Here is a 25328-nt window from a genome sequence, read left to right as displayed (position 1 = left end):
CATAGGCTTGTGGCACAAGACGCAATGCGGCGTCGGATGGACTGTTGTCATGTTGCTCTCCGTAGTCAGGCGGGAGCACAAAACTCTCAGTCACCTGTAACTGCCGAGGGCACGCGGGTGATGGATTCACTGTGCGCTCGTTGACCTACACATAGCGAGTCATTAATCGCCGCGGTGCCGGTAGAGTGATCCACGGGCATTGGGCTTATTGTCGCGGGGTGCGGTCAAAAGCGAACGCGCATAGTGCGAGATGCCTTATTTCGTGACGATCGTGGCTGGCACTGGTTCCGAGCTTATTTCTTAAAGCAGCATTCTGCCATTGTAATTGGGCTCACGGATCCACACCTACACAGTGCGCGTGTCCATTTCCTAAAAGGAAATGCCGGTGCGATTTTGCGGCAACCAAATGAAGTCCAAGGGCCGCTGCCCGAGCGAAGCTACGCTCGTCCTTCAAGACAATTCAGGCATTCCAGTCGGCGCCGAGCAGCCTGCATAACTTGCCGCGGTGGACAATGAAGAGCTTGGCAAATGCGGGGCTCGGGAGATTTAGCTATGTCAAATGAAGCGCCATTCCGCATCCGAGATTGGCTGGTTCCGCCGATTATCATTCCCCTGTTCTGCGGCTTGATCGTTGTGGGTATGGCATTCCTTTTATGACGCTTGATCGGCGCAAGGATGCTCCGCCCGCGGTTGCAAAGGAACATCACCCGTATCCTGGAGACAGCTTCGGCACATATGCCGTTGTCTCGGCCGCGACTTTTGCCGTTGGGCTATTTTTCTTTGGCAAGTTCTATAGCGTCAATATCTCGGATCATCCCATCCTCGCATTCGCTGGGGGCTGTTTGATCATCTGCCTGTCATGTCTCCTCCGCTGGCGGAGAATGAAGCGGCACAAGATCGAGCGGAGCTGAACACAAGTTGAGCGCTCAATCGTTGAGCGGCCCGAGGATGATCATGAAGCACAGTGATGAGGTAAGCCGAGGCGGTGTGCCACCGATAAGGACCGCGCCCAACGTGGACAAGCTGTTGACGGTGCAGGACTTGGTCACGGAATTGGCTCAGTGGGATGGTGATGCCCCGGTCATATTCCGTTCAACGTCAGATGGCGGCGCCTTGCGTTTTTATTGTTTCAGATCGCCAGAGCCGGGAGTCCTCGAGATAAACCTCAACGAATAAGTCCGTACCGTTACCGAGCGCAGCGCATCGTGCATCGACGGCCGGAGAATGAGGTTGGGAAAGAGGGCCGAGCCTGGACCACTCTATCTCAGACTAAGCGCTATCCTCGGCGGCAACTGCCTATGAGTTTTTGGCGCAAAAGCGACGTTTCGGCCAGTGGGCTTTGGCGGCCAGCGGCTATCTGGAGATGAATGTCTGTAAGTGCCGATGATCTTCAGTATCACTCATTCGATCACGATCATGCCGGACGGCTGCATGAACTGCCGGAGGCGCCTGATCGAGGGGACTAAGGCAAATGGTGAAACCCCAGGTCGCAGATCACGCACAGGTCGCAGGCGCAGGCTGAGTGTCGATGATTCGGAATTCCGGCGGCGTTGGACGTCTGCTAAGTTCGCGTCGTCGTCTCCCCGCCCCGTGCTCGCGCAACGGTGAATTGCATTGGGCTGACTCGTAGCTGTACCGATCCATTCATCACGGGAACCAGCTTATGAATGACAAAAAGCCAAATACTTTGCAGACGTTGTTATCACGTCGTCATCTTGTCAAAAGCTTAGGCTTTGTCCCGTTAGCAGCGGCCATACCGGGCGCTGCGTCCGCAGATAACGCAGTCAGCACCTATACGCCGACGGTTTTCAACCCGGCGCAGTATGCAACGCTCACAGCCATCTGCGATCATTTGATTCCCGCTGACGAGGTGGGCCCCGGCGCGGTTGAGTCCGGCGTCCCTGAATTCCTCGACCGTCATATGCAGACACCTTATGCCAGCGGCGCAATCTGGTACACGCAGGGACCGTATATCGAGGCCTCCGCTGATTTTGGCTATCAGGGCAAGCTGACGCTGCGCGAAATTTTAAGTGTTGGTCTCGACGCAATGGATGCCCATTGCAAGCAAGCCTTCGGCGGCAAGGCGTTCAAGGATCTGGATCACGCGCAGCGGGAAACTCTCCTGAAAGACGCTCAGAGCGGCAAGCTTGAGCTCGACGGAATCTCCTCGAAGACCTTCTTCGCTTATCTGCTGGGCGAAGTCCGCAACGGCTATTTCGCTGACCCGAAGTACGGCGGCAACAAGAACATGGGCGCGTGGAAGATGATCGGCTATCCCGGTGCGCGCGCCGACTACATCGACTGGGTGACCGTGCGTGACAAGCCGTATCCGCTGCCGCCTGTTGATCAGGCCGGAAAGCGGGGCTGACCATGGCAACCGTCAAACCAAAGGTCGATGCCGTCATCGTCGGCATGGGATGGACCGGGGCGATCCTGGCCAAGAAGTTGACCGACGCCGGCCTGCGCGTGGTTGCGCTTGAGCGCGGTCCGGATCGCGATACGCAACCGGACTTTGCCTATCCCAAAACCGTGGATGAACTGGAAGGCTCCGTCCATCGCCATTACCTGCAAAGTCTCGCGCAGGAAACGCTCACCGCGCGTCATGGCATCAAGGATACAGCGGTGCCCTACCGGCAGATCGGCTCCTTCAAGCCGGGGACCGGCGTTGGCGGCGCGGGCAGCCATTGGTCGGGCTGCCATTTCAGGCCGTTGCCCGAGGACATGACTCTCCGCAGCACCACGGAAGAGCGTTACGGCCGCGACTTTATTCCCGAAGACATGACGATCCAGGACTTCCCTGTCACCTACGACGAGCTGGAGAAGCATTTCGACGAGTTCGAATACGTCTGCGGCACCTCCGGCAAAGCGGGCGTGATCAACGGCCAGGTCCAGCAAGGCGGCAACCCTTTTGAAGGATCGCGGTCGCGCGATTATGCCTTGCCGCCGAACCCCGATTATCTCGGCGCCGAATACTTCAAGAGAGCGGCCGGCGAGCTCGGCTATCACGCCTATCCGATTCCGGCATCAAACGCGTCGCAGCCGTATGTGAATCCATATGGCTGCCAGATGGGTCCGTGCAACTTCTGCGGCTTCTGCAGCGACTATGGCTGCATCAACTATTCAAAAGGCACGCCGAACGTCTGCATTCTTCCGGTGCTTCGCCGGCGCAAGGATTTGTTCGAGCTGCGTGTGCTGGCGCAGGTTCTTAAAGTGAATCTCGACAACACCGGCAAGCGCGCGACCGGCGTGACCTATCTCGATGCGCAAGGGCGTGAATTCGAACAACCCGCAGACCTCGTGCTGCTCTGCGCGTTCTCCCTCTTTAATGTGCACCTGATGTTGCTCTCGGGGATCGGCAAGGCCTATGACCCCGTCGCCAACGAAGGCACAGTCGGCCGCAACTATTCCTACCAGAACCTCAACCGCGTCTCGCTGTTCTTTGACAAGGACGTGCAGGCCAACGCCTTCATGGGCATCGGCGGCGGCGGCGCGACATTCGACGACCTCAACGGCAAACAACTGGACAATGCCAAAGCCGGCTTTGTCGGCGGCGGCATCATCTGGGCACGACAGCCTGGCGCGGGACCGGTGCGCGGCATTCCTGTGCCCCCGGGCACGCCCGCCTGGGGCACCGCGTGGAAACGCGCGGCTGCGGATTACTTCCGCCACAGCTTCTATTTCGAGGTGCAAGGCGCGTGCATGTCGTATCGGCAGAGTTACCTCGGCCTTGATCCGACGTATCGCGATGTCTTCGGGCGGCCGATGCTGCAACTGACGTTTGACTGGCACGACAACGAAATTCGCGCGGCACAATTCCTCGTCGGCAAGGCGGAGGAAATGGTCAAGGTGCTCAACCCGAAAGCCTCGTCCTCCGAGAGTAAAAAACCCGGCACGCACTACAACATCACGCAATACCAAAGCACGCACACCTGCGGCGGCGCCATCATGGGCAGCGATCCCAAGACCTCGGCGCTCAATCGCTATCTGCAAAGCTGGGACGTGCCGAACGTGTTCGCGATCGGCGCGAACGCCTTCCCTCAGAACAATGGTTACAACCCGACCGGTCTCGTTGGCGGATTGGCGTACTGGGCCGCGGAAGCGATTGTGGACCAGTACATCAAAAATCCGGGTCCGCTTGTGCGCACGTAAGGAGATCGACCGATGAAGAAATTTCTGATCGGCGTGCTCTCACTTGCTGTGCTGGCAGCAGTGGCAGTGCTGCTTTACGCATTTGTTCCAACCTCGACCCGTGAGATTACCGCGACCTCGAGCGGAGACGACGCGGCACTCGTCGAGCGGGGCCGCTATCTTGCGGCCGCTGGCGACTGCGCTGCGTGCCACACCACTGCGACGGGTAAGGACTTTGCCGGAGGCCTCGCGCTGGCCTCGCCGCTCGGCGCCATTTACAGCACCAACATCACGCCTGACCGTGACACCGGCATCGGCGCTTATACGCTGAACGATTTCGACCGCGCCGTGCGTCACGGCATCTCCCGCAAGGGCGGCAGCCTTTATCCGGCGATGCCTTATCCATCCTATGCGCGGATCAGCGACGATGACGTGCGCGCGCTTTACGCCTACTTCATGCATGGCGTTGCGCCGGTGAAAGCCAACAATAGCCCTGCCGACATTCCCTGGCCGCTGTCGATGCGCTGGCCGCTGGCGATCTGGCGCAAGACGTTCGCGCCTTCACCAGACAGCGTCGCGTTCGACCCCAAGCATTATTCCGATCCACGTGTTGCCCGTGGCGCTTACCTCGTGCAGGGGCTGGGTCATTGCGGCAGCTGCCACACGCCGCGCGAAGTGACCCTGCAAGAGCAAGCGCTGGATGAGCGCAGCAACGCCTATCTCGCGGGCGGGCAGATCATCGATGGCTGGTATGCCGTGAACTTGCGCGGCAACACTGCCGATGGTCTTGGCAAGTGGTCCGTGCAGGATATCGTCGATACGCTCAAGAGCGCACGGAATGTTCATGCGGCGGTGATTGGTGCTGCGATGAGCGATGTCGTCGTCCACAGCACGCAGCATCTCACCGACAATGACCTCGAGGCCATTGCGGCCTATTTGAAAACATTGCCCGCTGCGCCCGGCGACAAAGCCGGTTTCAAGAACGACCCTTCAACTGCGCGCGCCTTGCAAGCCGGCAAGAATGACAGCCGTGGCGCCGAGCTTTACGTGGACAACTGCGCGGCCTGTCACCGCACTGACGGAACGGGATACGCGCATGTGTTTCCCGCAATTGCGGGCAACCCGAGCGTGCTTGCGGACAACCCGGCGTCGCTGATCCGCCTGATCCTAGGCGGCAGCTCGCTGCCTCCGACGGCGAGCGCACCGTCTGCGCTCGGCATGCCCGGCTTCGCTCAGCGGCTGTCGGATGACGAAGTCGCCCAACTCGCAACGTTTGCCCGCAACAGCTTCGGCAACCGTGCCGGCAAGGTCGATGCGGCTCAGGTGACGTCGATCCGGAAGGAATTATCAGCGACGAAAGCGGACGCGAGTCCGAATTAAGGACATGCACGCGAGGAAGCTCGCGTGATGGAGTGGCTGAACCGCGGAATGATGCGAACTCCACATCAGCGCCATCGGTTGGATCAGTCCGATCGCCTCAATTGAAATGGAAGTTAAGACGCGCCGTCACGGTATCGACGTCCTGGCTGATGCGTTCTCCGCGCGTGTTCGTGCCCGCGGCCCCCATCGACAGCCCCGTTGCAATCAGAGTGGTGTCACGGTTTCCCATGAACAAATGATCGTATTCGAGCCCGAACGACACGCTGCGTGAAATGGCGTACTCACCGCCGATTCCGACGGTGCCGCCCCAGCGGGTCTCCGAGCCTCTGTCGATGTCGACGCCGTCCTGCAGTTCAAAGCCGGCGTACCTGTTACGGGCCACCGCGGCGCCGCCCTTTGCGTAAAGAAGCACGCTGTCCCACGCGTACCCGACCTGCCCCGTGAAGAGACCGTAAGTGTCAAGCTTCGATCGGTTGATCAAGCCACCAATCGGGCTGAGATTGGAGCCGTTGAAGTCGGCCCAGTTGCCTTGAGCCTCCAGGCCGAAAACCCAGCTCGATCGTTGCCACCGATATCCGATTTGGCCGCCTGCGGTGCCGCCGGATGCATTATGACAACCTTCAGGATCGTTTGGACGAGGGGTGCCGACATCATTCGTTAAAAACCAGCAACTGTGGCTCGAACCCCAGCCACCATTGGCTCCGATGTAAATTCCGCTCCAGTCATAGACCTGTACGCTGGCGGCCTTGGTATAAACGCGGGCCGGAAGATCAGCAGCCTGGACACCGATCGTCGATCCGACGAGCAGGAAAGATGCGATAAATGCATTGGTCCGGGATGTCATTGTGGAGGCCTTTGATTCCGTGCGGGTGTGCCAGTTCCGCAAGCTTTAAGGACAGACCACCACGTCGTCTTGGACAATTCCGTCATGCTTATATGCGTATTCGGCCATGCACGCGTTTACCGGCGATGTGTTGCGTCATCGCAACGTGATCCGGATCACGGACGGCGTTCCGCGCATCGAATCATCGCGAGCTCCGACGATGCTGATGTACTTCACAAGCAGGTCCCTGAGCGGGCATCTCGCGCATAAGGCCGGTCCGCGCTGCGACGCTTTTATCCACTTGACTCGGTACTGACTGAATTAAGGTCACTCGGGGTTTGAAAATGGGCCCCTAAGCTTGGCAACAAAAAGCCCGCCGATTTAGGGCGGGCTTTTGTTCGGCACTGATTACGCCCTTTTTTCTTCAAGGTCAGGCGCGGCACGACGCTTCCAGTGATTGTTGCGTGCCTTTCCAAAACACCCGGTAGTATTTGAGAGTTGATCGAGCTCCGCAAGTTTTTCCAACATTCCGCGGATTTTTCCATCGCCTCCTATGTATTCAGCATAAAGAGCGCGGATTAGCCGATCTGCCGTTCCGGGTATTTTCTTCTTCCTATTCTTTTCCCATAGGCGAAAGGTTTGCTCCGTTGCTCCTATGATACCCGCGAGATCGCGTTGAGTGGATTCCATTTCTAGGCGAAGAAAACGAAGCTCCGCACCGTTTATGGGCTTCGGCTGAGAGATGAGCCATTTGCCGATAACCTTGTGTAGGCCTTCGCTATCTTGGATGGATACGCCTTTTCCGTATGGCGTATCGTGTATCTGAAAGCCGTCCTCGAGATAGATGTTATCGAGGCCGCTTTCCGTGTAGTGATAAGACATGGATTGCTCCTCTTTCAAAACGTGTTGATAACGAGAACGTGCGTAATCCAATCGATGGCTACGACGCATGTGATCTGCTCTCCGGCAGCGTGCCGCCAAAGGTTCACTTGCCAATTTCCATGGCCGTTGATGAACGGCCCTTCTGATATCGTACCCTTTTGGACGCACAGTTCGATTTGCCGGCGCGTCACTCTTCGCTCATTTGCCCTCTTCTTCCCATAGGGGATCACAACTATTTTCCCGGTATCCGCAGCCAGCATACGGATGATTTTGAGCGCATCCGCTGCCGATAGCTGGTCAGGCTGTTGGGCCGGTGGGAATGGCCTTTTCAGCTGCACAACTTTCGCCGAATGAGGCGGTCCCCCCGCCTCTTTTCGTCTTGACTTTGGCTTATCGGGTTCGGTCATGACCTATAAATATTATAGGTCCAGCACTTGTCAACAAAAGGTTGACAGAATGGTTCCTGGGCCTGGTTAATTCGCGGCAATGTGATTTGCATGGCACGCTATTGTCAGCCGCATTGGATCGCCTGGAACCCGCGCCGCCGCTCTGCCGGCGCTTCCTTTAATGTTCAACGCGGGCGCCTCAATCTGGCCCCCATGCGCCAGTGCAGGACACCATCAAATTAGGCCGCTGCGAAAGTCAAAACCGGCCACCAAGGGATAAGAGAGGCCAGTACTACTTGACCCCACAAAGACAAACCAACCCGGAATTTTGAGACTCACCCCCACCTCCCTTCAGCCCCGTATAGGCCAAACCGACCACCGCCGCGGCGACGGCCAATCATGGGACCAACGGTTTGCATCAGATGCTGGATCAACCCCGACCGGCGGCGAAGGTGCTCCTCGCCAACATCCTGACCGAACTGACGCGCGACCTGACCGAGCTGACGCACGGCGCGCGCGTCGACCAACCGCCTTCAGCGCTCCCCGGCCACTTGATCAGGGCAGATCACCTTTCAGGACAGATCAGCTCTCAGTAAAGATCACCTGCGCCGAAACGGCGGCAAGCCTCGCAGCCAGATGGTGCCATTGTCGAACTGAACGCGCATGCCGTCCGGAGAATAGACCGCGCCTTCGTTCAAGGCATCGACCCAGATCCGGCTCGTCGGCGAAAACCAGTCCGGCCAGGCGCGTGAAGCCGTGCCGGCCTCGGTCACGATATTGAGTTGAGCTCCGTTCTGCGTGATCTGGGCGGGCTGGCCTCCCCGGCACTTCTCAACGCATGTAAAGACGCCGGTCAGGTTGGCGACTTGCGCCGATGCATCGCTAACTGCAGCCGCGGCCAGTAGTCCGATCACCCATGTGAGACGTGTCATAAGTGTCTCTCCTCGTTCGACGAGAGTCCCGCTTCCGAAGTTCGCATCATCTCGCTGCTCGTTCATCTGCGAACTTCGGAATCGAAGGGCTCTCGTAAGTTATTATTCGAGTGTGGCTTTGGTTCTGAAGTCCGCATTCCGGACTCGCCGCACGAATGATGCGGACTTCTGAACCGCCACACTCGTCAGGAAGAGGCTTAGCATCGCTGCGCGAACTTCGCGTCGCTGCGCGGACGTCACATCGCGCAGCGCGAATACAGCATTTCCACCGGCACCGGCTCCTTGGAGCTGAGTGTCATCTTGTTCTGCCCGGTGATTTTCACGTCGAACGGGACATTCGAAACCGCGACACCATCCGAGCACGCGGCAACCACGCGCATCGTCGTCCCGTCATCGCGAAACGATGTGATGGTGCATTTTTGAAATGTGCCGGTGACTCGCTTTCCCTGAACGATCAAACCGCCCGCGTGAAGATCAGCATCCGGCTTGAAAGCAAGCCTGTTGTCCTGATCGGTAAACACGGCAGCGCACGCCGTGGCGTCGACCGTCCAGGCTCCGTTCAAATCTGCAACCTGGGCCAGGGCCGGTTGTGTCATGAGCAGTGCGAACAGCAGCAACGGATGAAAGGTTTTCATGAGACCCTCCGATGAACTGGTCGACAGGCGACAGGAGCCCGTTCGACCGGACGCGGAATTGCCGCTCAATCAGTCTCTTCGATGCAGACGAGCGGTGCACCCAATACTAGCCCTTCAAAGCGGTGCGTCGCATCACTCTTATGCGGTATGCATGCGGCGCGTGAGCGGAGCGTTCGTTGATCCAGGTCAACGCTTCAAGTCAATGCGCTCTCGGGAGCCTGGCCGTGTCCGGACGGCCCACCGTGCCCTCAGCGTCCCGGCCCGTCTGACTGATTGATGGAAGGACGTGCCATCACCAACCTCGTCTCGCAAAATCGGCTTGAGGCGTAAAGCGAAAATTCAGCGAGTGCGCAAGTCGTTGATGTGCCAGATGCGGGCTCATGCACGCAAAGGGACTTACGCGATCAACAAGCCCTGGTGGCTATCGAACGGTCCCGATCAGTCAGCGCGGCCATTGTGATGAAACGGTTGAAAGCATCAGGTGAAGCACCTCTTCACCCTAAGCTCCCCTGCGATCCTGTTTGCCAATCACGCAACGCCATGCTGCGAGGCGCTCGGCCGGATGCTGCTTCATCCACTCGGCGAGCTGCGGCACGCCCATCATGCAGGACTGCATTGAGATGTCAGCGAAGTCCGAGGTGGTGACGGTCTGCTCGTGGCAATTTGTCGGAGAGGCGAGACTGCAGAGCACGGCGATGATCGAGATCAAAGAAGAACCCCCTTGTTGAGATGGGCATTGGCGCCGCAGACCGTATGATCTATCCGTGTCTAGTCCTGCTTCTCGCGGGCTGGCTCAGCCTGCGGGAATACGCTGTCGTAGAGCGCGCGGGCTTCCCGAATGAGGCGGATTCGCTCGCGCTCAGCCTTCGGGATAAATTGAACTACTTCTCCCATATTCACTCCAAACGATGATGAGGGGACGAGATGGCTATTATATGATACACATCATACCATCCCGATTTAGTATCCCACTCTCAACTTTGAAGCTCTGCAGGCGGTCACGAAGGAATAAAATACTTGTGACTGGCCGGAGCGCTTTTTCAACCGGTGCAGCCTAAGACGATCGCGATCACCAGTTCCATTGAACGTAGGTCATCGTCCGGCATCTAAAGATGTGACGGAATAATACGAAGGTTTATGGTGCTCGCCCTTAAAGCCGACCGCGTTCGCAATGGGTCATGAGCGGAAGTGAACTTAGGCCCCGACGAAGTCCGCTTTGTCCTAACAACCGGACATCGCGCAGCACGAACACCAAGTCAGAAAAGGGCCAAAAGCGGGCTCGTCCTATTGGATCGGAACGGGCCGCAGCAACTGCGGCTTGAAGAACCGGCTGCCAAGGGCTGCCAAGATTATCGGCGTGAAACCGATCACAGCGGCATAGACCAGCAAGCCATTACCTCCGATCACCTCGGACTTGAAAAGCCCGTAGCCGATAAAAAGCAAGACATGCGTGAGCGCTCCGGCGGCGAACGCCACGCCCACGACCTTTCCTTTGTACGGCCCACGGATCGCGCAGGCATAAATGACCCAGAGTGACAACGGAACGAACAAGATTGCCGCAGTCCATAGGCCAGTGTTGTAAGCACCCTGCGCGATGCCGCCTGCCGTGTGCAGTAGTCCGTTTGCTAAAAGTAATCCCCAGTAGCTGAGGCCGATGAGTATATTTCGCCTGCTGAGGTACGCTGCGAGTGGCGCACCGAACCACATGAGAGCAATGTTCACCAGCGGGTAGAACGGCAGCGGGATCGGGCAAGCCGGATACGGCTCAAAGCCGAAGTTCTTACAAACCATATCCGGGAGTGAGTAGTTCAGGCCGATCACCGGCAGGCTATATTCCTCAAGTTGATGCAGCCAATAGAGTGGCACGGCTAACCACGCCAGCCAGACAAGGTCTCGCCAGCGCGATACGGTGGTGTTGCCACGGAATGCGTCTGTCATGAGCAGGATGGCGACCATCACGACTGCCCCACCGAACCCTATGAACGGCCAAACGGTGTAGAACCAATGTGTTTGCATCGTTGCTTCTGATACCGAATTGCTGAACGCACCTAATAGACGTCGTACACTTCCCGCCCGGTAGTCAGCGGCGTTGACGCAGATCAACATTGTTTGGGAACAGGTCGGTCGTTGGACCGATTCCGCTTCGGGTCATAAGCGGACTTCGTCAAAATGTCCGCTTTGGGTCAAAGCCAGAATTCACCGGAACGGCTGAATATCGCGAAGCGAACAGCCGTCGCTCCGGCCTTCTGCTGCTTACAGGCAGAAGCCGCCACCACCAACCCGGCCGGCCCCTACCCCACGATCCCCTTCAGCCCTGTATAGGCCGAGCCGATCGCAGTGGCGGCGACGCCGATCATCGGGCCGGCCGTTTGCATCAGATCCTGGATCAGCCGCGCGCGGCGGCGCAGCGTTTCCTCGCCGACATGCTCACCGAGCAGACGCGCGACGCGAAACGCAGCTGCATTGGGCTTCCCGCCCTGCCCCAGCGTCTTCGGCAGCACGTCGAAGATGATGAGGCCAATGGTGTTGCCGCAGATGAAGGCGAGGAAAATGCTGGAGGAATATTCCAGCACCTCGCGCCATTCGATCCATGGCCCCGGCAATATCGGCACGTGATCGTGCAGGCCGGTGACCGTGAGCATGCCGCCGACACTGAGCAAAGCCGTGAGCAACGCCAGCAGCGCCGCGCCGCCGATGCGCACCTTGTGCAACGGAAAACTCAGGAAGCCGAACAGCAGCGGGATGACGAGCGAGGCGATGCGCAAGTAAAGCTGCGAGACATCGAGCACGATGGTGATGACGCTGTGCGCGACCAGCAGCAGCAACACCGGGATCAGCACATAGAGCGCCACATGCGTTGCGACATAGCGCACCGGATGGTGATAACGCTCCAGCTTGGCGTTGGTGCGGTCGAGCGCGCTGCGGATGCGCTCCAGATCGCCGACCAGGTCCTGGATTTCAAGCAGGACCGGACGCACCACGCGCAGATCGCGCGAGCAATGCTTACAGGCGATCGCCTCGTCCCGGATGGTCTCGGCGCAGAACGGACATTCCATCAGCAGTTCTTTCAGGCAGACCTTTTACGGTCTTTGGTCTTGAACATCGCAAGCTCCGCCATCGCCCTCTGCAATTCCTCACGCGCGGCGTCGCGCTTCTCGAGGAGATCATCGCGCTCGGCGATCAGCGTCGCAGGCACCGCGATGTCGCGCGAGCAGGTGACGCACACCAGCACCTCATCCGCATTTTCTTTCAGGCAGTACGGGCAAATCATCCGAAAAGCTCTAGTGTCCCGGTTCTGACATTCGTATTGGTTTTGCGGCACCCTCGGTTACGAATGTCAGAACCTGAGGGACACTAGCAACAATATAATCCTAGTGCGGTTTTGGATCTGACGTTCGTATGATGAACCCGCAGCTAGCAATGATACGAACGTCAGATCCACCGCACTAGGGCGCAATCTTCAGCGTGAAACTGGTGCTGGCGGGACGGCCGTCGCTGTCCTTCAAATCCACGCGCACCATATACTCGCCCGGCGGCAATTCCGCATCCGGCATATCGATGCCGCCTGCCTGCACATATTGCTTCACCCGCGAGGTCAGATCCACATTCGGCGTGCGCAAATACGTCACCTTGACGGACTCAGGATCGATCTTGGCATCGCCGAAGGATTCAAACTTGAGCACAAGGCGGATCGGCGAGCGCGTCGGATCGCTCGGCCCGGTGAACAAGACCTTGGGCCCGCGCAGGATGCCGCGCCGCTCTGTCGCCACCGCGCCCTTCGGCGGCGGCAGCTTGGCTTCCTCATCCGTGATCAGCTTTTGCCCGGCGGCGGCCTGCAATGGCGTGGCGAGCAACATGGTGACGGCCAAGGCGGCACATCCATTCAACATCTGTTTGATCACGGTCAGTCCTCTTCCTCTCTCGTCACACAAAGATCAACGCACACCGCCGTCACCGATGATGGTGTACGGCGCCCAGAACAGCGGATGCGCATAGGCGAATTCGGTCTTGCCCTCGGCGTTGAGATAGCCGGGTCCATCCACCAGCGCCATCATCGCCTGCCGCAACGCTTCGCTGCGCGGCAGCTTGGCATCCGCCGCCTGCCGCTTGAACAGATCGGTGACCAGTTCGCGGGCGGATTGCGAATGCACCGACCAATTCGTCACCAGCAGCGCACGCGTGCCGGCATAGAAGAACGCGCGGCCAAGACCGGACGCGGCTTCCGCGCCCGCACCTGCGCCCGTGCCGGTGTTGCACGCCGAGAGCACGACCCAGTCGGCATCGAGCTTGAGACCGAGGATCTCTTCCATCGTCAGAAGACCGTCACCCTCTTCACCCGTCACCGTGGGCGATGACAACGCGAGCGCGGGCTGCGTCAGGCCATTGAGTTCGCCCGGCACCAGACCGTGGGTGGCGAAGGCCAGCACCTTGAAGCCGGAGAGGTTCATGGTCTTCACGTTGCCTTCAGTCGCGTCCTTGCCGAGATGTAGCACTTTCGAGGGGTCCGCCTGCAGCGCGAGCGCGATGGATTTCAGCTCCTCCGAGGTGTCGGGAAGACGCGGCAACTGTGCGATCTCGGCGCTGTCCACGCCCTCAAGTTTGGGACTGCTGCGACGCTTGAGCGGCACGCCACGCATCACGTTGTCCGTGGCAGCGACTTGCACCTTCTCGGCTTTGTCCTGCGCTTCCGCCTGCTGCTCGGTGCTGAACAACGGATCGCCGAACGCCACCAGCTCGCCACGGCTCGGTTTGCCCGGCGGCAATTGCCGCAGCGTGCGCAGCGCCGCCGCCGACGGCACCGTGGTCACCGCGTGGGTGCGCGCCAGCCACGGCACATTGCGATAGTCCGCGAACAACGGATCGTCGTCGGGCTTCACACTGGCGGGCGCGGTCGGCAACAGCGACAGCGGCAACAAGCCAAGCGCGCCGTTGGTGACCACGACGAGGTTCTTCGACCCCTTCCAGCCGCTCTCCACCGGCTGCAGCAACAGCGAATAGAGGTCATACGCCAACGCGAGATCGAACGGCGGAATGTCCGAGATCATCGCCGCCTGCGGCTCCAGCGCCTCGCGCAACTTGCGCACCTTGCTCTCGATGTCGCCGCTTTGCGCCTTGATCTGCGCAAACGCGACGGGACCAGTTTTCGGCACAGCCCACACGAAGCTGCCGCTCTGGCCGAAATAGAACGAGAGCATCGCCTCGCCGTCCGCCAGCAGCGCGCGGATCTCCGCGACCGACGGCGGCTTCGGCGACACCAGATCGGCATAGGCCGGGAATTTTTGGTTGATCTCCACCCGCGCCTTGCTGCGCTCGGTGCGCAGCGTATTGATCGAGGCATTGATCGCCTGCACGCCCTTCTCGTCGCGCTCGCCGGAGGGCAGCGACAACACGTTGTTCAGCGTGCCGAGTTGCGCGTTGACCTGCTTGGCGAGGTCCTGCTCCTTGCGCACCAGCTCCGCGAGCTTCGGGTCCTTCGCGGCGGCACGCGCGCTCGATGCAGCCAAAGCCTGTTGCACGGACTGGCCGCGCACGGCGTCCGCCAATGCAAACGTCTCCTCGCCGACATCACCCGCGGCAGCCGCATCGCGCGTCAGCAGCAGGAAGTAATTCTCCACCGTGTTCTGCAGGCGCTGCGTGCGCGCGGCCACCACCGTGGTGTTCTCGTCGTCCGCGTTCTCGCGCGCGGCCGTCAGCAAGATCGGGATCGCGGCCTTGAACTCGCGCGCTGCGTCCGCGTTGCGGCCGGCCCGCATCAGGCCGACAGCCAGCACGCCGCGCGCAGACGCTGTGTCGAAATGGCCGTCGCCGACGCGCGCCACCTGCTTCTTCACCAGCGCCTCGGCGGCGGCGAGCCCGGCCTCGACCTGACCTGAACCATAGAGCGAGAGAATGCGCGCCGGATTGAGTTCATACACCTGGCGGCGCGCAGGCTCCCATTTCGCAGTGGCCTTGTCGATACGGTCGAATGTGGCCGCGGCCTCCTTGCCCTTGCGCTGCAGGTTCAAGACACCCGCAAGCTGGCCAAGCAGATCGACGGTGGACTGTGCGTCCGGCGCGATGCCGAGTGTCTCGTTGACCTCGAGCGCCACGCGCATCAGCTTTTCCGCTTCATCGTAGCGGCCTTGCTCCACAAGGATGGAGGCGAGCCCCGCCACATAGCGCGGCGTCTGCGGATGATACTTGCCGTTGTCCTTGAGGCGCGAGAGCAGCGCGCGCCGCGCATCGACTTCCGCTTCCGCAAGCCGTCCCTGCCGCGCCTTCATCCGCGCCTGCTTGAGCACGGTGAAATCGATGCCCTGCAGCAGCACGGATTCCGATGGCGGATTGTCCGCATCCAGCAGCGCCTTCATGGCGGCGCGGCGGCGCTGTTCGGTGAGGCGATAAGCGGCCTCAGACTCGGCGAACTGCCCGCGCGCCTCCGCGATCATGGCGCGGCCGAACTCGATCTCGGATTCCCAGTTCTGGCCGAACTTGGCGTAGGAATTGCGCCAGCCGGGGTGGCCGCTGGTGCGCGCTTCCTGGATCGCGGTGGCGTTCTTGCGCACATAAGCATCGGCCTGGGCAAGATCGCCCATCTGGATCAACAGACCCGCGATCTGGCGGTTGGCGCCGAACAGATAGCCCTTCGCGCCCTGCTGGCCCGCAACCTCGCGCAACTGGCGCATGTAAAGCTCGAGCGCCTTCTTCGGATCGCCCGCGGCAATATAGTTCAGCCCCGCCAACACAATGATGCGGCCCTTGAAGTTGGCGGTGACCGCACCCTGGCCGACCTCGAGCGCCTTGTTGGAATCGGCGATCGCATCCGTCACGCGGCCAAGTTCGGCGCGCGCATTGCTGCGGTCGAAATAGAACTGCGCGAGATCCGCCTTCGATTCCTTGCCGGTCGGCTGATCGTCGGCGTCGGCCTTGGTCTGCTCGATCTTCTTCAGGTCCGGCTTCTCGCTGTCGAGAATGGCGGTGATGTCGGAAATCGTACGCGGCGGCGCGACGAAGCCTGCGGGCAGCTTGGTGCCCGGCGAAACCTTCGGCGCAGCTTCAGTCGGAACAGCAACAGCGACATTGGCACGGCCATTCGCGGCGGTCAGCTTCGCCATCACACAGGCGCGCACCTTCGGCGTGGCCTGGGCGCGGCAGGCTTCAAGACTGCCGCCGCCGCTGTGCATGCACGCCATGACGATGGGCCGGCCGACGCTCATGCGGCATTGCTCGATGGCCGCTTCCTTCGAGAGTTCGGCGAAGGCCGGCTGCGCGACTAAAACAGCGGGCACAAGGACCGCGAGCCCGCCGGAGAAAAAGATGGAGCGCTGGCATGCCGCCTTGAGGAGCCCGAGCACAGACATCTTAAAATCTCCGTCAAAAATTAATTCTCGCAATAGTGCGATACTACCGGCACATTGCGCGAGAACAAGACCCAAGTGGGTGATGAACCACGCCTTTCCCTCCACCAAAAGCGTTATTGAGACCTCTTATGACGACAAGAGCTGGGATAGCCCGAGCCGCGATTGCGTCTGCGTTGATTGGCGTGTTTGCAGCCTGCTTCGCCGCCACGGCGAAAGCGGACGACATGTGGCCTGCGGCGGCAATCGCGCGTGGCGCGACACTCGCGCCAGACCTGACCTTTCCCGACAAAGCGCAGACAGGCGCCGCCGATTTGCAGCGGCACATGACGCTGATGAAGCCCGAGGGCGACGGGCCCTTCCCCGCCATCGTCATGGTGCATCAATGCGCGGGGCTCAATCAGGCCGTCATGGCCAACGCCCGCGAGGCGGTGGCGCAGAGCTACGTGGTGCTGATGATCGACAGCTTTGGTCCGCGCGACGTGACCAGCGTGTGTTACGGCCCGAAGAACGGTGTGAACTTCTTTCGCGGCGTGCGCGATGCGTTGCAGGCCGCCGAACATCTGCGCGCCCTGCCTTATGTCGACAAAACACGCATCGCCATGGTCGGCTTCTCGTGGGGCGCGATGATCGGCCTGATGGCGTCGAGCCAGCATTACGCATCGGGCGCGCTGGCGAACGCTGGCGGCTTCGCGGCGGTCGCGAGTTTCTATCCGGGCTGTTTCCACATCACGCCAAAGAACGGCAGCCCGCCATTCGACGTTCTCAATTCGGACATCAAGCATCCCCTGCTCGTCTTGATGGGCGAGGACGACACCGAGACGCCCGCGGGCGAATGCATCACGAAGTTGGAGGCCGTGAAGCAAACCGGCGCGCCGGTGGAGTGGCATCTCTATCCGAACACGACGCACTGCTGGGATTGCCGCGCACTCGACGGACGCGCCAAGACCGACGTGCGCGGCAATCGCGTCGAATACCGCTTCTCGCCTGAGGCCACGAAAGATGGACGACAGCGGTTGTTTGAGTTTTTACAGCGCGCGATGCCGAAGGGGTGAGCGCGTTCGAAATCTACTCCAACTGCGCTGAAGCCGCGTGTGGCGCCCATCCCACTTATCGTTGGTTCTTTTTCCTGCTCACTGAACCAATTTATCATTCCAGTCTTAAGAGTCGGTCCCGCTCTGACTTATGGCAACAAAGCGCTCCCTCACAATATCGACGCGGCCTTGGGGCCCTTGAATGTTACCTTCGAGAAAATAGTCAAACTCGGGATGATTCAGCACCGCTTTGAACTGCTCGGCAATATAACGACGAACATCGGCGTCCGCGCTTTGAATTTCAGCAACGACCTCCTCGCGGCCATCGATGACAAGAAGAATATCCTCCATGTCACGACTTCCCAGGAGATCACCGTTACCGCGGCCGAGATACGCTTCCAGCTTCGTTGCTACGAATAATTCTGGCGTGAGGCGCTTGATATTCAGTCCCTCAGTCAGGGAGCAAGTAACTGCTGTTTGAATGCCTTTTGCGTACCAGCGATTGCTAAAGCCAAGAATGTTTTCATCGTCGGGCATAAAATCGACTTTGAGGCCATTGAGCCGCATGCGACAAATCACATCGTCTTCCGGAGATTCCGTAAATCCCCTTCGCCGCAACTGTTCCTGGAGTTCGGTCCATTGCGCGCGCCCGACGAGATCAACGATGAGATCAACATCATCGGTCGATCGAACGCTTTCCAGTACGACCGCATCGGTAATGAAAAGAGCTGTCGTACAGCCGCCCACAAAAACCAACCGCTCGCGCAGTTCAGGTCCCAACGCCTCCGCGACCGTTTTCAACATATGAAGCAATTGGCCTTTTACAGTGGTCATTTTTTCAAAAGCCCCAAAAGACGATCGGTTGCAAATCCGACTTCCCTCTGATGTCCAAGTCTGATGGCATCAACAAGGGCCAGATATTCGTACAGGTGATCATCGTGCTGAACGGCTTCGGGCACGCTTTTGAACAGCGGCTCCACTGATTGCCCCATTTCCTTGCCTTTGGCGTAAGGCCAAACGTAAATGTACTGCCCCCCGCTGATCAGTAGTTTTTTAAGCGGGGCAGCCGCAAAGGCGGTTGGGATGCCGCGCGCCATGGCGCCGGGCTTGACCGGAAAAACGAACTTCAGTCCGTGCGCGATGAAATTGGAGAGGTTGCGGCGATGAGGCTTTGCTCGGCCAGATTCGCGGTCTTTGATCGCAAGTCCCGAAGAAACGCTCCGGTTGATCGAGGCGTTGATCTCTGTCTTGCTGATCCCAAGAGCAGCTTCCAAGCTGCGAACTGAATAGGGGTCCTCGAGATGCCCCCCCGGTCTGATAGGCGCCCGCTCCTCCTGTTCCAGACTTATGAGCTTGAGTAAAACGACAATATCTTGGCTTTTCATTCCCATGTCCTCTGTCCTAGGACTAAGGACAGTGGATCATGAAACCGCCACTCCTGTCAAATTATTCAAGAAAACGGCCAAGCGAAGTCGTTCGCTGCATGCGTTGAACTACGCCGCCTGCGTGACGACAACGCCACGCGGGCAAGCGTTCGCCGCCGCTATTTCAAGTCGATCGTGACTTTCTCGATTCTACCGGTGAATGCGAACGGCAGCTTGTAGGTGAAATCCACCGGCGAGCCGACATCCATCCCGACATCGAGCCCCTCACCCAACGAGAACTGAATCGGGATCGTCCGTTCCAGCCGTCCCTCGGCCAGCGACTTGCCGTTGCATGACAGCTTGATCGTTCCGCCCTTGCCCATGCCTCCGCCGTCATAGGCGAAATCGACAACAAGCGTGGACTTGCCCTTGGGCAACGCCTCCTTAGCCGCAAAGGTGATGCGCTCGGCGCCGAGGAAGTTGTAGACGAACACCGGCTTGCTATCGCGCAGATACAATCCGTATCCCCCTTCAAGGCCACCGTGGGTGACGACCATTCCGTCGGCCTTCGCATCAGGAAGGTCGATCTCAGCCGTGATGGTCCACGACTTGTTGCACATCGGCGGCGACGCGCCGTCCGGAAGACCGATCGTCCCGGGATAATACGTCATCGACTTGCGGTGCCCGACAAGGCTTGGCCGCCCCATCGCTTCCGCGTTCATGCGAATAGTCGCACGCCAGTCCAGCGGCAACACGTTGTATTTCGCGGCCTCGATCCACCAAAGCTCCTGCAGCTGCTTCAGCTTCTCCGGATGTTTGGCAGCGAGATCGTTCGCCTGCGAAAAATCGTCTTCAATGTTGTAGAGCTCCCACGGCGCCTTGTCCGGGTCCCATTCGTCGCGGTTCGGATCCCACGGCACAAACGATGGGCACGATGCCATCCAGCCATCGTGATAAAGGCCACGGTTGCACCCCAACTCGAAGTACTGCGTGTTGCGCGGCGCGTCCGCCATGGCGTCGTCCAGCGTCGCGGCGAAGCTTCTGCCTTCGATCGGCTTCTGCTTCACACCATTGAGATCCGTCGGCGCGGTGATGCCGCACAGATCATAGATCGTCGGCACGAGATCGATGGTGTGCAAAAACTGGTCGCGCAATCCGCCCTTGTCCTTGATCCGTGCCGGCCAGGAAATGATCATGGGATTGCGCGTGCCGCCGAAATGGCTCGCCACCTGCTTTGTCCACTGAAACGGCGTGTTCATCGCGTGGGCCCAGGCGGATGGAAAGTGATTGAAATGTTTAGGACCGCCGAGGTCATCGATCGCCTTGATGTTGTCCTGCCACTTCTCCGAGAAGCCGTTGAAGAACATGTTCTCGCAGAGCGAGCCTTCCAGACCGCCCTCCGCACTCGCTCCATTATCACCAGCGATATAGATGATCAGCGTGTTATCGGCGCCGGGAAGCTCTTTGCAGGCGTCCACGATCCGGCCGAGTTCGTGGTCGCAATGGGCCCCGTATCCCGCGAACACTTCCATCATGCGCGCGTAGAGCCGTTTCTGATCCGCATTCAATGAGCTCCAGGCCGGCAGTCCTTTTGAGCGCATCGTCAGCTTGGTGTCCATTGGTACGACGCCCAGCTTCTTCTGGCACGCAAGCGTCTCTGCCCGATACGCATCCCATCCGCCGTCGAACTTGCCCTCGAACTTCTCGATCCAGTCCTTCGGCGTGTGATGCGGTGCGTGGGTCGCGCCGGTCGCGACATACAGGAAGTATGGTTTGTCCGGCGCGATGCTCTTGGCCTGCCGCACCCAGGCGATGGATTTGTCCGCGATATCGGTCGTGAGATGATAATTCGGATCATCCGATGCCGGGACGAGATTTCTGTTCTCGAACAGAATCGGATTCCAGTGGTTCATGTCACCGCCGTTGAACCCGTAAAAATAATCGAAGCCCAATCCGTTGGCCCAGCGATCGAACGGACCCGCCGCGCTCGTTTCCCACGTGGGCGTGTTGTGGTTCTTGCCGATCCACGCAGTCATGTAGCCGTTTTGGCGCAGCACCTCGCCGACGGTGCCGCAGCTTTTCGGCAGGATGCAGGTATAGCCATCGTAGCCGGTCGCCACTTCGGTGATGCCGGCGAACGCTGCGGAATGATGATTGCGGCCCGTGATCAGCGCGGCCCGCGTGGGACTGCACAACGCCGTTGTGTGGAAACGATTGTAGCGAAGGCCCTCAGCCGCAAGCTTGTCCATGGTCGGCGAAGGAATCCCGCCGCCGAAGGTGCTGTACTGACCGAAGCCGCAATCGTCGATCAGAATGAGCAGAATGTTCGGCGCGCCATCGGGAGCCGAAACCATCTTCGGGAATTGCGCCGGATCGGAGTCGAGGTAGGTGCGGCCAATCTCGCCGGGGAAATGAAAATCAGGACGGGGTAAAATTTCAGGTGTGCCGCGTTCAGAAGACGTTCGCTTGGGGTTAGGCCTCTCACCACCCATAACGCACTCCTTTTTATGCACAATGCGATGATGTCTCTCCGTTTAGCTGTGTCAGGAAAACACAGTTTCCGAAGGCGAGATACGACAGTGCTTTTGACATAAGATCGCGAAGCGTCGCCGTGTTCGCGGCCGCGTGCAGATCGCGGGCGTGATCAGGATGGCGGTGAGCCTACGCTCTTCCGACCCACCAAAAGAGAGTTCCGAAGAGCAGAATATACACTGCGATGGCTGCGAGGAATCGAACCATCCCGGATATGATGTCATTGCCGTACATCAGGTTACGCAAAGCATCCGTACCGCTCGCCATCGCGTCCACCTGCGTGAATTCCGGCGCTTTGCCTCAACGCAACGCGCATTGAAAGACGCCGCCCCCCGGGACAGATGCACCGCATCCGACCCGGGCAACGTCGCTCCCCTTCGTCAGAACGCGAACTGCGTGCGCATCGCCACCGCATCGAACGTGGAGCCGGCATCCACCGTCGAGGTCGGAGAGAACTGCCGCGCCACATCGCCATGCAGATAGTTCAGCATGAAGCGGATGTTATTGTTGACGTACCAGTTGAGGCCCGCGGTGTAGACGGTCTGCCGGCCGCCTGCGACGCCGAGCGCCGTGCCGACCCGATCGTTGAGATCGACGGTGGAGATGCGGCCCGCGATTTCCCACGCGCCCCAGCCGCCGCCGGTCAGCGAGAACGGATCGCGCGGTTTGACGCCGGCATACGCCGCGTTGGCCGCGTTATACGCGCGGCTCTCGCCGGTGATCACCCAGCTCGCCTGCGCATAGCCGCCCTGGAAGTGCAGGCTCGGCGCACCGATCGGCGCGAGGCCGGTCGAAGCATCGCGATCGACATTGTACCAGTAGTACTCACCCTGGAAGTACAGCGGACCATAATTGCCCGCGGCTTCGACACCGTAGACCTGCGCGCTCGAGACGTTGGCCATGGCGTTGGTGGTGATCAGCGAGGTCGGATCGATGCGCAGCTCCGGACGATCGCTCAGTGTCAGCGTTTGCTGATTGCTGACGAGATTGCGCGGCGGCGTGATCAGCCATTCGGCGTTGCCGCCCAGATGCAGCGAATAACCCGGACCGCTCAGCAGCTGGCCCGCGGCGCGGACCACGGCGCCGAGCTGTTCGGTCGACCCGGGCGGCGTGATGCTGGACGCGGAGTGGATCTGGCCCGTGGTCGGACCGGTGACATAGCCACCCGCCCAGAACCAGTCGTTCCACCAGCGCGTGCCGGCGGTGGAGCGGAAATCGCCCGCCGCGATGCTGGTGGCGATCACGTTGGACGAAGGGCGCTCCATGAAGGTGATGTCGTTGGAGCTGGTGGCTTCTTCCAGCGTCCATGGCAGATCCATAATGCCGCCTTCGATCGCCATCTTGCCGCCGAACGGCTTGAGGCCCGTATAGCTGATGTACGCGTTTTCGACGCCTGACGTGCCGCCGCCCGGAAGCGATCCGGGCGCACTGCCGCCGAAGCCGTCGGACGAGCCGCCGAAGTCGTAGACCAGCGCGAAATTCCAGTCCTCGAAGAATTTGCCCTGAATGCCGATGCGGGCGCGGCGCACGTTCTGGCCAGAGTCGAGCCGCTGCGGCGACGTCGATGCCGTGTTGGGATGATAGTCATAACCGCCGACGTCGTAGTGCAGACGGCCGGAGATCGAGACGCAACTCTGCCCGTCCGCGGTGCAGATGGTCGGCCGGTTGTTCGGCATCGACACCACCGCGCCGGTATACGGCACCGGAGCTTTGGTCGGAATGGCGGCGTTGGCGTTAGCAACCGCAACCTGCGCTTCGGCTTTCGCTTCAGCCTTGGCTGCGGCTTTGGCCTCGGCCTTGGCTTCAGCTTTGGTCTTCGCAGTGGCGGCCGCATTCGCCGTGGTCTGTTTCTGCAGGTTGTCGAGCTTCTGCTCGAGCATGCGCAACTGCTGCTTCAAGAGCGCGATCTCCGCCTCACTGCCGCTGGCGGGTTCTGCGTGGGCTTGCTGGATGGTGAGCGCGGCAACAGTGGTGACCGCGAGTACTGCAATGGAAGGGAAACGACTGATCGGCATGTCAAGCTCCCAACAAGTTTACCTGCTCAGGCAATCACTTTTGCGCGTTCAGGCAAACATGCGCCGGTGACGTGAGCTTGACGAAAATCACTTTGTCGGCTGAGCGTGCTGTTCAGGCAACAGAACAGCGCGCACCGTTGTGCGCAGCGGTATCGAAAGACCGCTGGTGAGGCATCCTGAGACCACTGGCCCGGCCTTCAACGGCCGCGGTACATGCGCGCTACGTTCTGCAGGTTGTCATGTGCGCGACTTTCGCTCACGCCAATTGCAGCGCAACACGCCCGTGGCATGACTCACAGCAAGGTCTCGTGATTCGCTCTGTCGCGCGCGCCCGCCGTCGAGCGGCTGCGGTCGAGCGGCTGCACAACGCCATCATCGACAACACGCTGAGCGTTGCGGATAGCGCAAAGCCTCGACCGTTCATTCGGTTGAATCAAAATCTTCCTCCGAGGCCAGCATTGCAGCCAATGTACGCAGGCCAGCATCGAGTTGATCAATTGCCGGACCTGCCAGCGCAAGCCTGACGGCGTTTGGTGCGTGGCCGGCCGTAACGGCGAACGTCGTCGATGGTGTCAACGCAATGTCGCGCCGGGCTGCGGCCGCGACGAACGTCTGCGAGCGCCATTGCGGCGGCAGCGTCAGCCAGAGATGATAACATTTCTCGTTGGCCTGGATTTCAAAACCAGAAAGACGATCGCGCGCCAGTTTCTGTCGCGTGCGAGCATCGAGGCGCTTGAGCCTTGCGAGCTCCGCGACAGTGCCGTCGCCGATCATGCGCTGTGCAGCGGCAAACGCAAATCCCGACGCGGTCCATCCACCCGAACGCACCGCGGCCATCACGCTTTCACGCAAGCGAAGCGGCGGCACGATGAAGCCCAGCGTCAGGCCCGGTGCGACCTTCTTGGAGAGACTGTCGATGACGATGCAAGACTCCGGAGCCAGAGCGGCGAGCGGCGGCTCATCGTCAAGGAAGCCGTAGACATTGTCCTCGATGATTGGAAGGCCGAGCTTTTCAGCGACGCGCAGAATATCGGCCCGGCGCGCCGCGTTCATCGTCACGCCCAGCGGATTGTGAATTGCCGGCTGGATGTAGATCGCCGAGAGATGCCCCTCACGATGCGCCTTCTGTACGGCATCGGGCCGCACACCTCCTTCGTCCATCGCCAACGGCACCAGCGAAATGCCAAGCCGGGCGGCGATGCCCTTGATGAACGGGTAAGTCAAAGTCTCCACGCCGCAGCGGCCACCTTTGGGAACGATCGCGGCGACGGCTGCGGCGATGCTCTGCCGTCCGTTGCCGGTGAATACGATCTGCTCGGGAGACGCTGACCATCCAGCCTGCGACAGATACGCGGCCGCAACGCTTCGCGCTGACGGCGTTCCGACACTGGTCGCCTGACGCAAGGCAACGTCGAGCATCGCGGGATTGTCCAACCCCCTTAGACTTTTCGCGACGAGGGCGGTTTGATCGGGCAGCAGCGGATAATTGAATTCGAGGTCGATGCGGATGCCGCGCGGCTCGCTCGGCGCGGTCACGCCCCGCTTCGCTTCACCTGAAATGAACGTGCCCCGCCCCACTTCGCCGACGACAAGTCCGCGGCGCAATAATTCAGCGTAGACGCGTCCCGCCGTCGAGACGGCGATCTTGCGCTCGAAGGCAAAGCTGCGCTGGGGAGGCAACCGGTCGCCGGGCTTGAGGACGCCGCCGGCTATTTCTGCGGCGATGACGTCCGCCAATTTCAGGTATTCGGACTGGGGCACATTGCACCGAGGTCAATATTCATTGCACCGAGATCAATGCTCCACTTGCACCGAGATGATTACCGAAACATTCTAGCGCCATCAACTCGATTGTAGCGGTGTGCGAAGGTTTCAGCGGT

Annotated in this window: 21 protein-coding genes; 5 read left to right on the top strand and 16 right to left on the bottom strand. The window is 60.0% G+C overall.

Annotation, left to right across the window (positions count from 1 at the left end; genetic code table 11):
• The first annotated feature begins 1663 nt into the window (after nucleotides 1-1663).
• From ACZ5C3_RS10185 to ACZ5C3_RS10175, 3 genes are read left to right on the top strand one after another with little or no spacing between them, the layout of a single operon-like run.
• A complete protein-coding gene (locus ACZ5C3_RS10185; protein ID WP_464037390.1) occupies nucleotides 1664-2368 on the top strand; it encodes a gluconate 2-dehydrogenase subunit 3 family protein in 705 nt (234 codons plus the stop codon).
• 2 nt (nucleotides 2369-2370) lie between these two features.
• Nucleotides 2371-4149, top strand: a complete 1779-nt coding sequence (locus tag ACZ5C3_RS10180) for a GMC family oxidoreductase (protein WP_464037389.1) — start codon at nucleotides 2371-2373, stop codon at nucleotides 4147-4149.
• A 12-nt stretch (nucleotides 4150-4161) separates the two neighbouring features.
• Nucleotides 4162-5508 (top strand): c-type cytochrome, encoded by a 1347-nt coding sequence (locus ACZ5C3_RS10175; RefSeq protein ID WP_464037388.1) that lies wholly within the window; start codon nucleotides 4162-4164, stop codon nucleotides 5506-5508.
• Nucleotides 5509-5605: 97 nt separating this feature from the next.
• Here the strand turns inward: ACZ5C3_RS10175 and ACZ5C3_RS10170 are convergent, their stop codons facing one another.
• Entirely contained in the window at nucleotides 5606-6352 is a 747-nt protein-coding gene (locus tag ACZ5C3_RS10170) for an outer membrane protein (protein ID WP_464037387.1), read from the bottom strand.
• Between the two features lie 387 nt (nucleotides 6353-6739).
• The gene (locus ACZ5C3_RS10165; protein WP_464037385.1) at nucleotides 6740-7213 is read right to left on the bottom strand and encodes a helix-turn-helix domain-containing protein; all 474 of its coding nucleotides are present in this window, start codon (nucleotides 7211-7213) and stop codon (nucleotides 6740-6742) included.
• An 808-nt stretch (nucleotides 7214-8021) separates the two neighbouring features.
• Here ACZ5C3_RS10165 and ACZ5C3_RS10160 point away from each other — a divergent pair.
• Nucleotides 8022-8195, top strand: coding sequence for a hypothetical protein (locus ACZ5C3_RS10160; protein WP_464037384.1), 174 nt, complete (start codon nucleotides 8022-8024; stop codon nucleotides 8193-8195).
• A 3-nt stretch (nucleotides 8196-8198) separates the two neighbouring features.
• Here the strand turns inward: ACZ5C3_RS10160 and ACZ5C3_RS10155 are convergent, their stop codons facing one another.
• The 9 genes from ACZ5C3_RS10155 to ACZ5C3_RS10115 form a co-directional block, all read right to left on the bottom strand.
• Nucleotides 8199-8531: a hypothetical protein gene (locus ACZ5C3_RS10155; RefSeq protein WP_464037382.1), complete on the bottom strand. Its 333-nt coding sequence runs from the start codon at nucleotides 8529-8531 to the stop codon at nucleotides 8199-8201.
• Between the two features lie 236 nt (nucleotides 8532-8767).
• A complete protein-coding gene (locus ACZ5C3_RS10150) occupies nucleotides 8768-9166 on the bottom strand; it encodes a hypothetical protein (RefSeq protein WP_464037381.1) in 399 nt (132 codons plus the stop codon).
• A gap of 499 nt (nucleotides 9167-9665) precedes the next feature.
• Nucleotides 9666-9875, bottom strand: coding sequence for a hypothetical protein (locus tag ACZ5C3_RS10145; protein WP_464037379.1), 210 nt, complete (start codon nucleotides 9873-9875; stop codon nucleotides 9666-9668).
• Between the two features lie 59 nt (nucleotides 9876-9934).
• Entirely contained in the window at nucleotides 9935-10060 is a 126-nt protein-coding gene (locus tag ACZ5C3_RS10140) for a hypothetical protein (RefSeq protein WP_464037377.1), read from the bottom strand.
• 390 nt (nucleotides 10061-10450) lie between these two features.
• A complete protein-coding gene (locus tag ACZ5C3_RS10135) occupies nucleotides 10451-11182 on the bottom strand; it encodes an HXXEE domain-containing protein (RefSeq protein WP_464037375.1) in 732 nt (243 codons plus the stop codon).
• 275 nt (nucleotides 11183-11457) lie between these two features.
• Nucleotides 11458-12222 carry a hypothetical protein gene (locus ACZ5C3_RS10130; RefSeq protein WP_464037373.1) on the bottom strand — a complete coding sequence of 255 codons (765 nt, stop codon included), beginning with the start codon at nucleotides 12220-12222 and terminating at the stop codon, nucleotides 11458-11460.
• 11 nt (nucleotides 12223-12233) lie between these two features.
• Complete coding sequence (locus tag ACZ5C3_RS10125) at nucleotides 12234-12437, bottom strand: hypothetical protein (RefSeq protein ID WP_464037371.1); 204 nt, start codon at nucleotides 12435-12437, stop codon at nucleotides 12234-12236.
• 175 nt (nucleotides 12438-12612) lie between these two features.
• Nucleotides 12613-13068 (bottom strand): hypothetical protein, encoded by a 456-nt coding sequence (locus tag ACZ5C3_RS10120; RefSeq protein WP_464037369.1) that lies wholly within the window; start codon nucleotides 13066-13068, stop codon nucleotides 12613-12615.
• A gap of 33 nt (nucleotides 13069-13101) precedes the next feature.
• Complete coding sequence (locus tag ACZ5C3_RS10115) at nucleotides 13102-16506, bottom strand: CHAT domain-containing protein (protein ID WP_464037368.1); 3405 nt, start codon at nucleotides 16504-16506, stop codon at nucleotides 13102-13104.
• A gap of 128 nt (nucleotides 16507-16634) precedes the next feature.
• Here ACZ5C3_RS10115 and ACZ5C3_RS10110 point away from each other — a divergent pair, with 128 nt between their 5' ends.
• Nucleotides 16635-17558 carry a dienelactone hydrolase family protein gene (locus ACZ5C3_RS10110; RefSeq protein WP_464037366.1) on the top strand — a complete coding sequence of 308 codons (924 nt, stop codon included), beginning with the start codon at nucleotides 16635-16637 and terminating at the stop codon, nucleotides 17556-17558.
• Nucleotides 17559-17663: 105 nt separating this feature from the next.
• Here ACZ5C3_RS10110 and ACZ5C3_RS10105 read toward each other — a convergent pair whose 3' ends face one another.
• From ACZ5C3_RS10105 to ACZ5C3_RS10085, 5 genes are all read right to left on the bottom strand, one after another.
• Complete coding sequence (locus tag ACZ5C3_RS10105; RefSeq protein WP_464037364.1) at nucleotides 17664-18371, bottom strand: hypothetical protein; 708 nt, start codon at nucleotides 18369-18371, stop codon at nucleotides 17664-17666.
• Nucleotides 18368-18922 (bottom strand): hypothetical protein, encoded by a 555-nt coding sequence (locus ACZ5C3_RS10100; protein WP_464037362.1) that lies wholly within the window; start codon nucleotides 18920-18922, stop codon nucleotides 18368-18370. Before ACZ5C3_RS10100 ends, ACZ5C3_RS10105 begins: the two co-directional genes overlap by 4 nt.
• A gap of 158 nt (nucleotides 18923-19080) precedes the next feature.
• Nucleotides 19081-21393, bottom strand: a complete 2313-nt coding sequence (locus ACZ5C3_RS10095; RefSeq protein WP_464037361.1) for an arylsulfatase — start codon at nucleotides 21391-21393, stop codon at nucleotides 19081-19083.
• A 420-nt stretch (nucleotides 21394-21813) separates the two neighbouring features.
• Complete coding sequence (locus tag ACZ5C3_RS10090) at nucleotides 21814-23448, bottom strand: OprO/OprP family phosphate-selective porin (protein WP_464037359.1); 1635 nt, start codon at nucleotides 23446-23448, stop codon at nucleotides 21814-21816.
• Nucleotides 23449-23868: 420 nt separating this feature from the next.
• Complete coding sequence (locus tag ACZ5C3_RS10085) at nucleotides 23869-25209, bottom strand: aminotransferase-like domain-containing protein (RefSeq protein ID WP_464037357.1); 1341 nt, start codon at nucleotides 25207-25209, stop codon at nucleotides 23869-23871.
• Nucleotides 25210-25328: the final 119 nt, after the last annotated feature.

This window comes from Afipia dichlorophenoxyacetatis, assembly GCF_055386385.1.
The sequence above is the reverse complement of the archived record's forward strand: the minus strand, read 5'-3'. Positions and strand labels throughout refer to the sequence as shown.

Coding starts and splice junctions, on each gene's coding strand:
- ACZ5C3_RS10185 (WP_464037390.1), top strand. CDS start 1,664: ATGAATGACAAAAAGCCAAATACTTTGCAGACGTTGTTATCACGTCGT.
- ACZ5C3_RS10180 (WP_464037389.1), top strand. CDS start 2,371: ATGGCAACCGTCAAACCAAAGGTCGATGCCGTCATCGTCGGCATGGGA.
- ACZ5C3_RS10175 (WP_464037388.1), top strand. CDS start 4,162: ATGAAGAAATTTCTGATCGGCGTGCTCTCACTTGCTGTGCTGGCAGCA.
- ACZ5C3_RS10170 (WP_464037387.1), bottom strand. CDS start 6,352: ATGACATCCCGGACCAATGCATTTATCGCATCTTTCCTGCTCGTCGGA.
- ACZ5C3_RS10165 (WP_464037385.1), bottom strand. CDS start 7,213: ATGTCTTATCACTACACGGAAAGCGGCCTCGATAACATCTATCTCGAG.
- ACZ5C3_RS10160 (WP_464037384.1), top strand. CDS start 8,022: ATGCTGGATCAACCCCGACCGGCGGCGAAGGTGCTCCTCGCCAACATC.
- ACZ5C3_RS10155 (WP_464037382.1), bottom strand. CDS start 8,531: ATGACACGTCTCACATGGGTGATCGGACTACTGGCCGCGGCTGCAGTT.
- ACZ5C3_RS10150 (WP_464037381.1), bottom strand. CDS start 9,166: ATGAAAACCTTTCATCCGTTGCTGCTGTTCGCACTGCTCATGACACAA.
- ACZ5C3_RS10140 (WP_464037377.1), bottom strand. CDS start 10,060: ATGGGAGAAGTAGTTCAATTTATCCCGAAGGCTGAGCGCGAGCGAATC.
- ACZ5C3_RS10135 (WP_464037375.1), bottom strand. CDS start 11,182: ATGCAAACACATTGGTTCTACACCGTTTGGCCGTTCATAGGGTTCGGT.
- ACZ5C3_RS10130 (WP_464037373.1), bottom strand. CDS start 12,222: ATGGAATGTCCGTTCTGCGCCGAGACCATCCGGGACGAGGCGATCGCC.
- ACZ5C3_RS10125 (WP_464037371.1), bottom strand. CDS start 12,437: ATGATTTGCCCGTACTGCCTGAAAGAAAATGCGGATGAGGTGCTGGTG.
- ACZ5C3_RS10115 (WP_464037368.1), bottom strand. CDS start 16,506: ATGTCTGTGCTCGGGCTCCTCAAGGCGGCATGCCAGCGCTCCATCTTT.
- ACZ5C3_RS10110 (WP_464037366.1), top strand. CDS start 16,635: ATGACGACAAGAGCTGGGATAGCCCGAGCCGCGATTGCGTCTGCGTTG.
- ACZ5C3_RS10105 (WP_464037364.1), bottom strand. CDS start 18,371: ATGACCACTGTAAAAGGCCAATTGCTTCATATGTTGAAAACGGTCGCG.
- ACZ5C3_RS10100 (WP_464037362.1), bottom strand. CDS start 18,922: ATGAAAAGCCAAGATATTGTCGTTTTACTCAAGCTCATAAGTCTGGAA.
- ACZ5C3_RS10095 (WP_464037361.1), bottom strand. CDS start 21,393: ATGGGTGGTGAGAGGCCTAACCCCAAGCGAACGTCTTCTGAACGCGGC.
- ACZ5C3_RS10090 (WP_464037359.1), bottom strand. CDS start 23,448: ATGCCGATCAGTCGTTTCCCTTCCATTGCAGTACTCGCGGTCACCACT.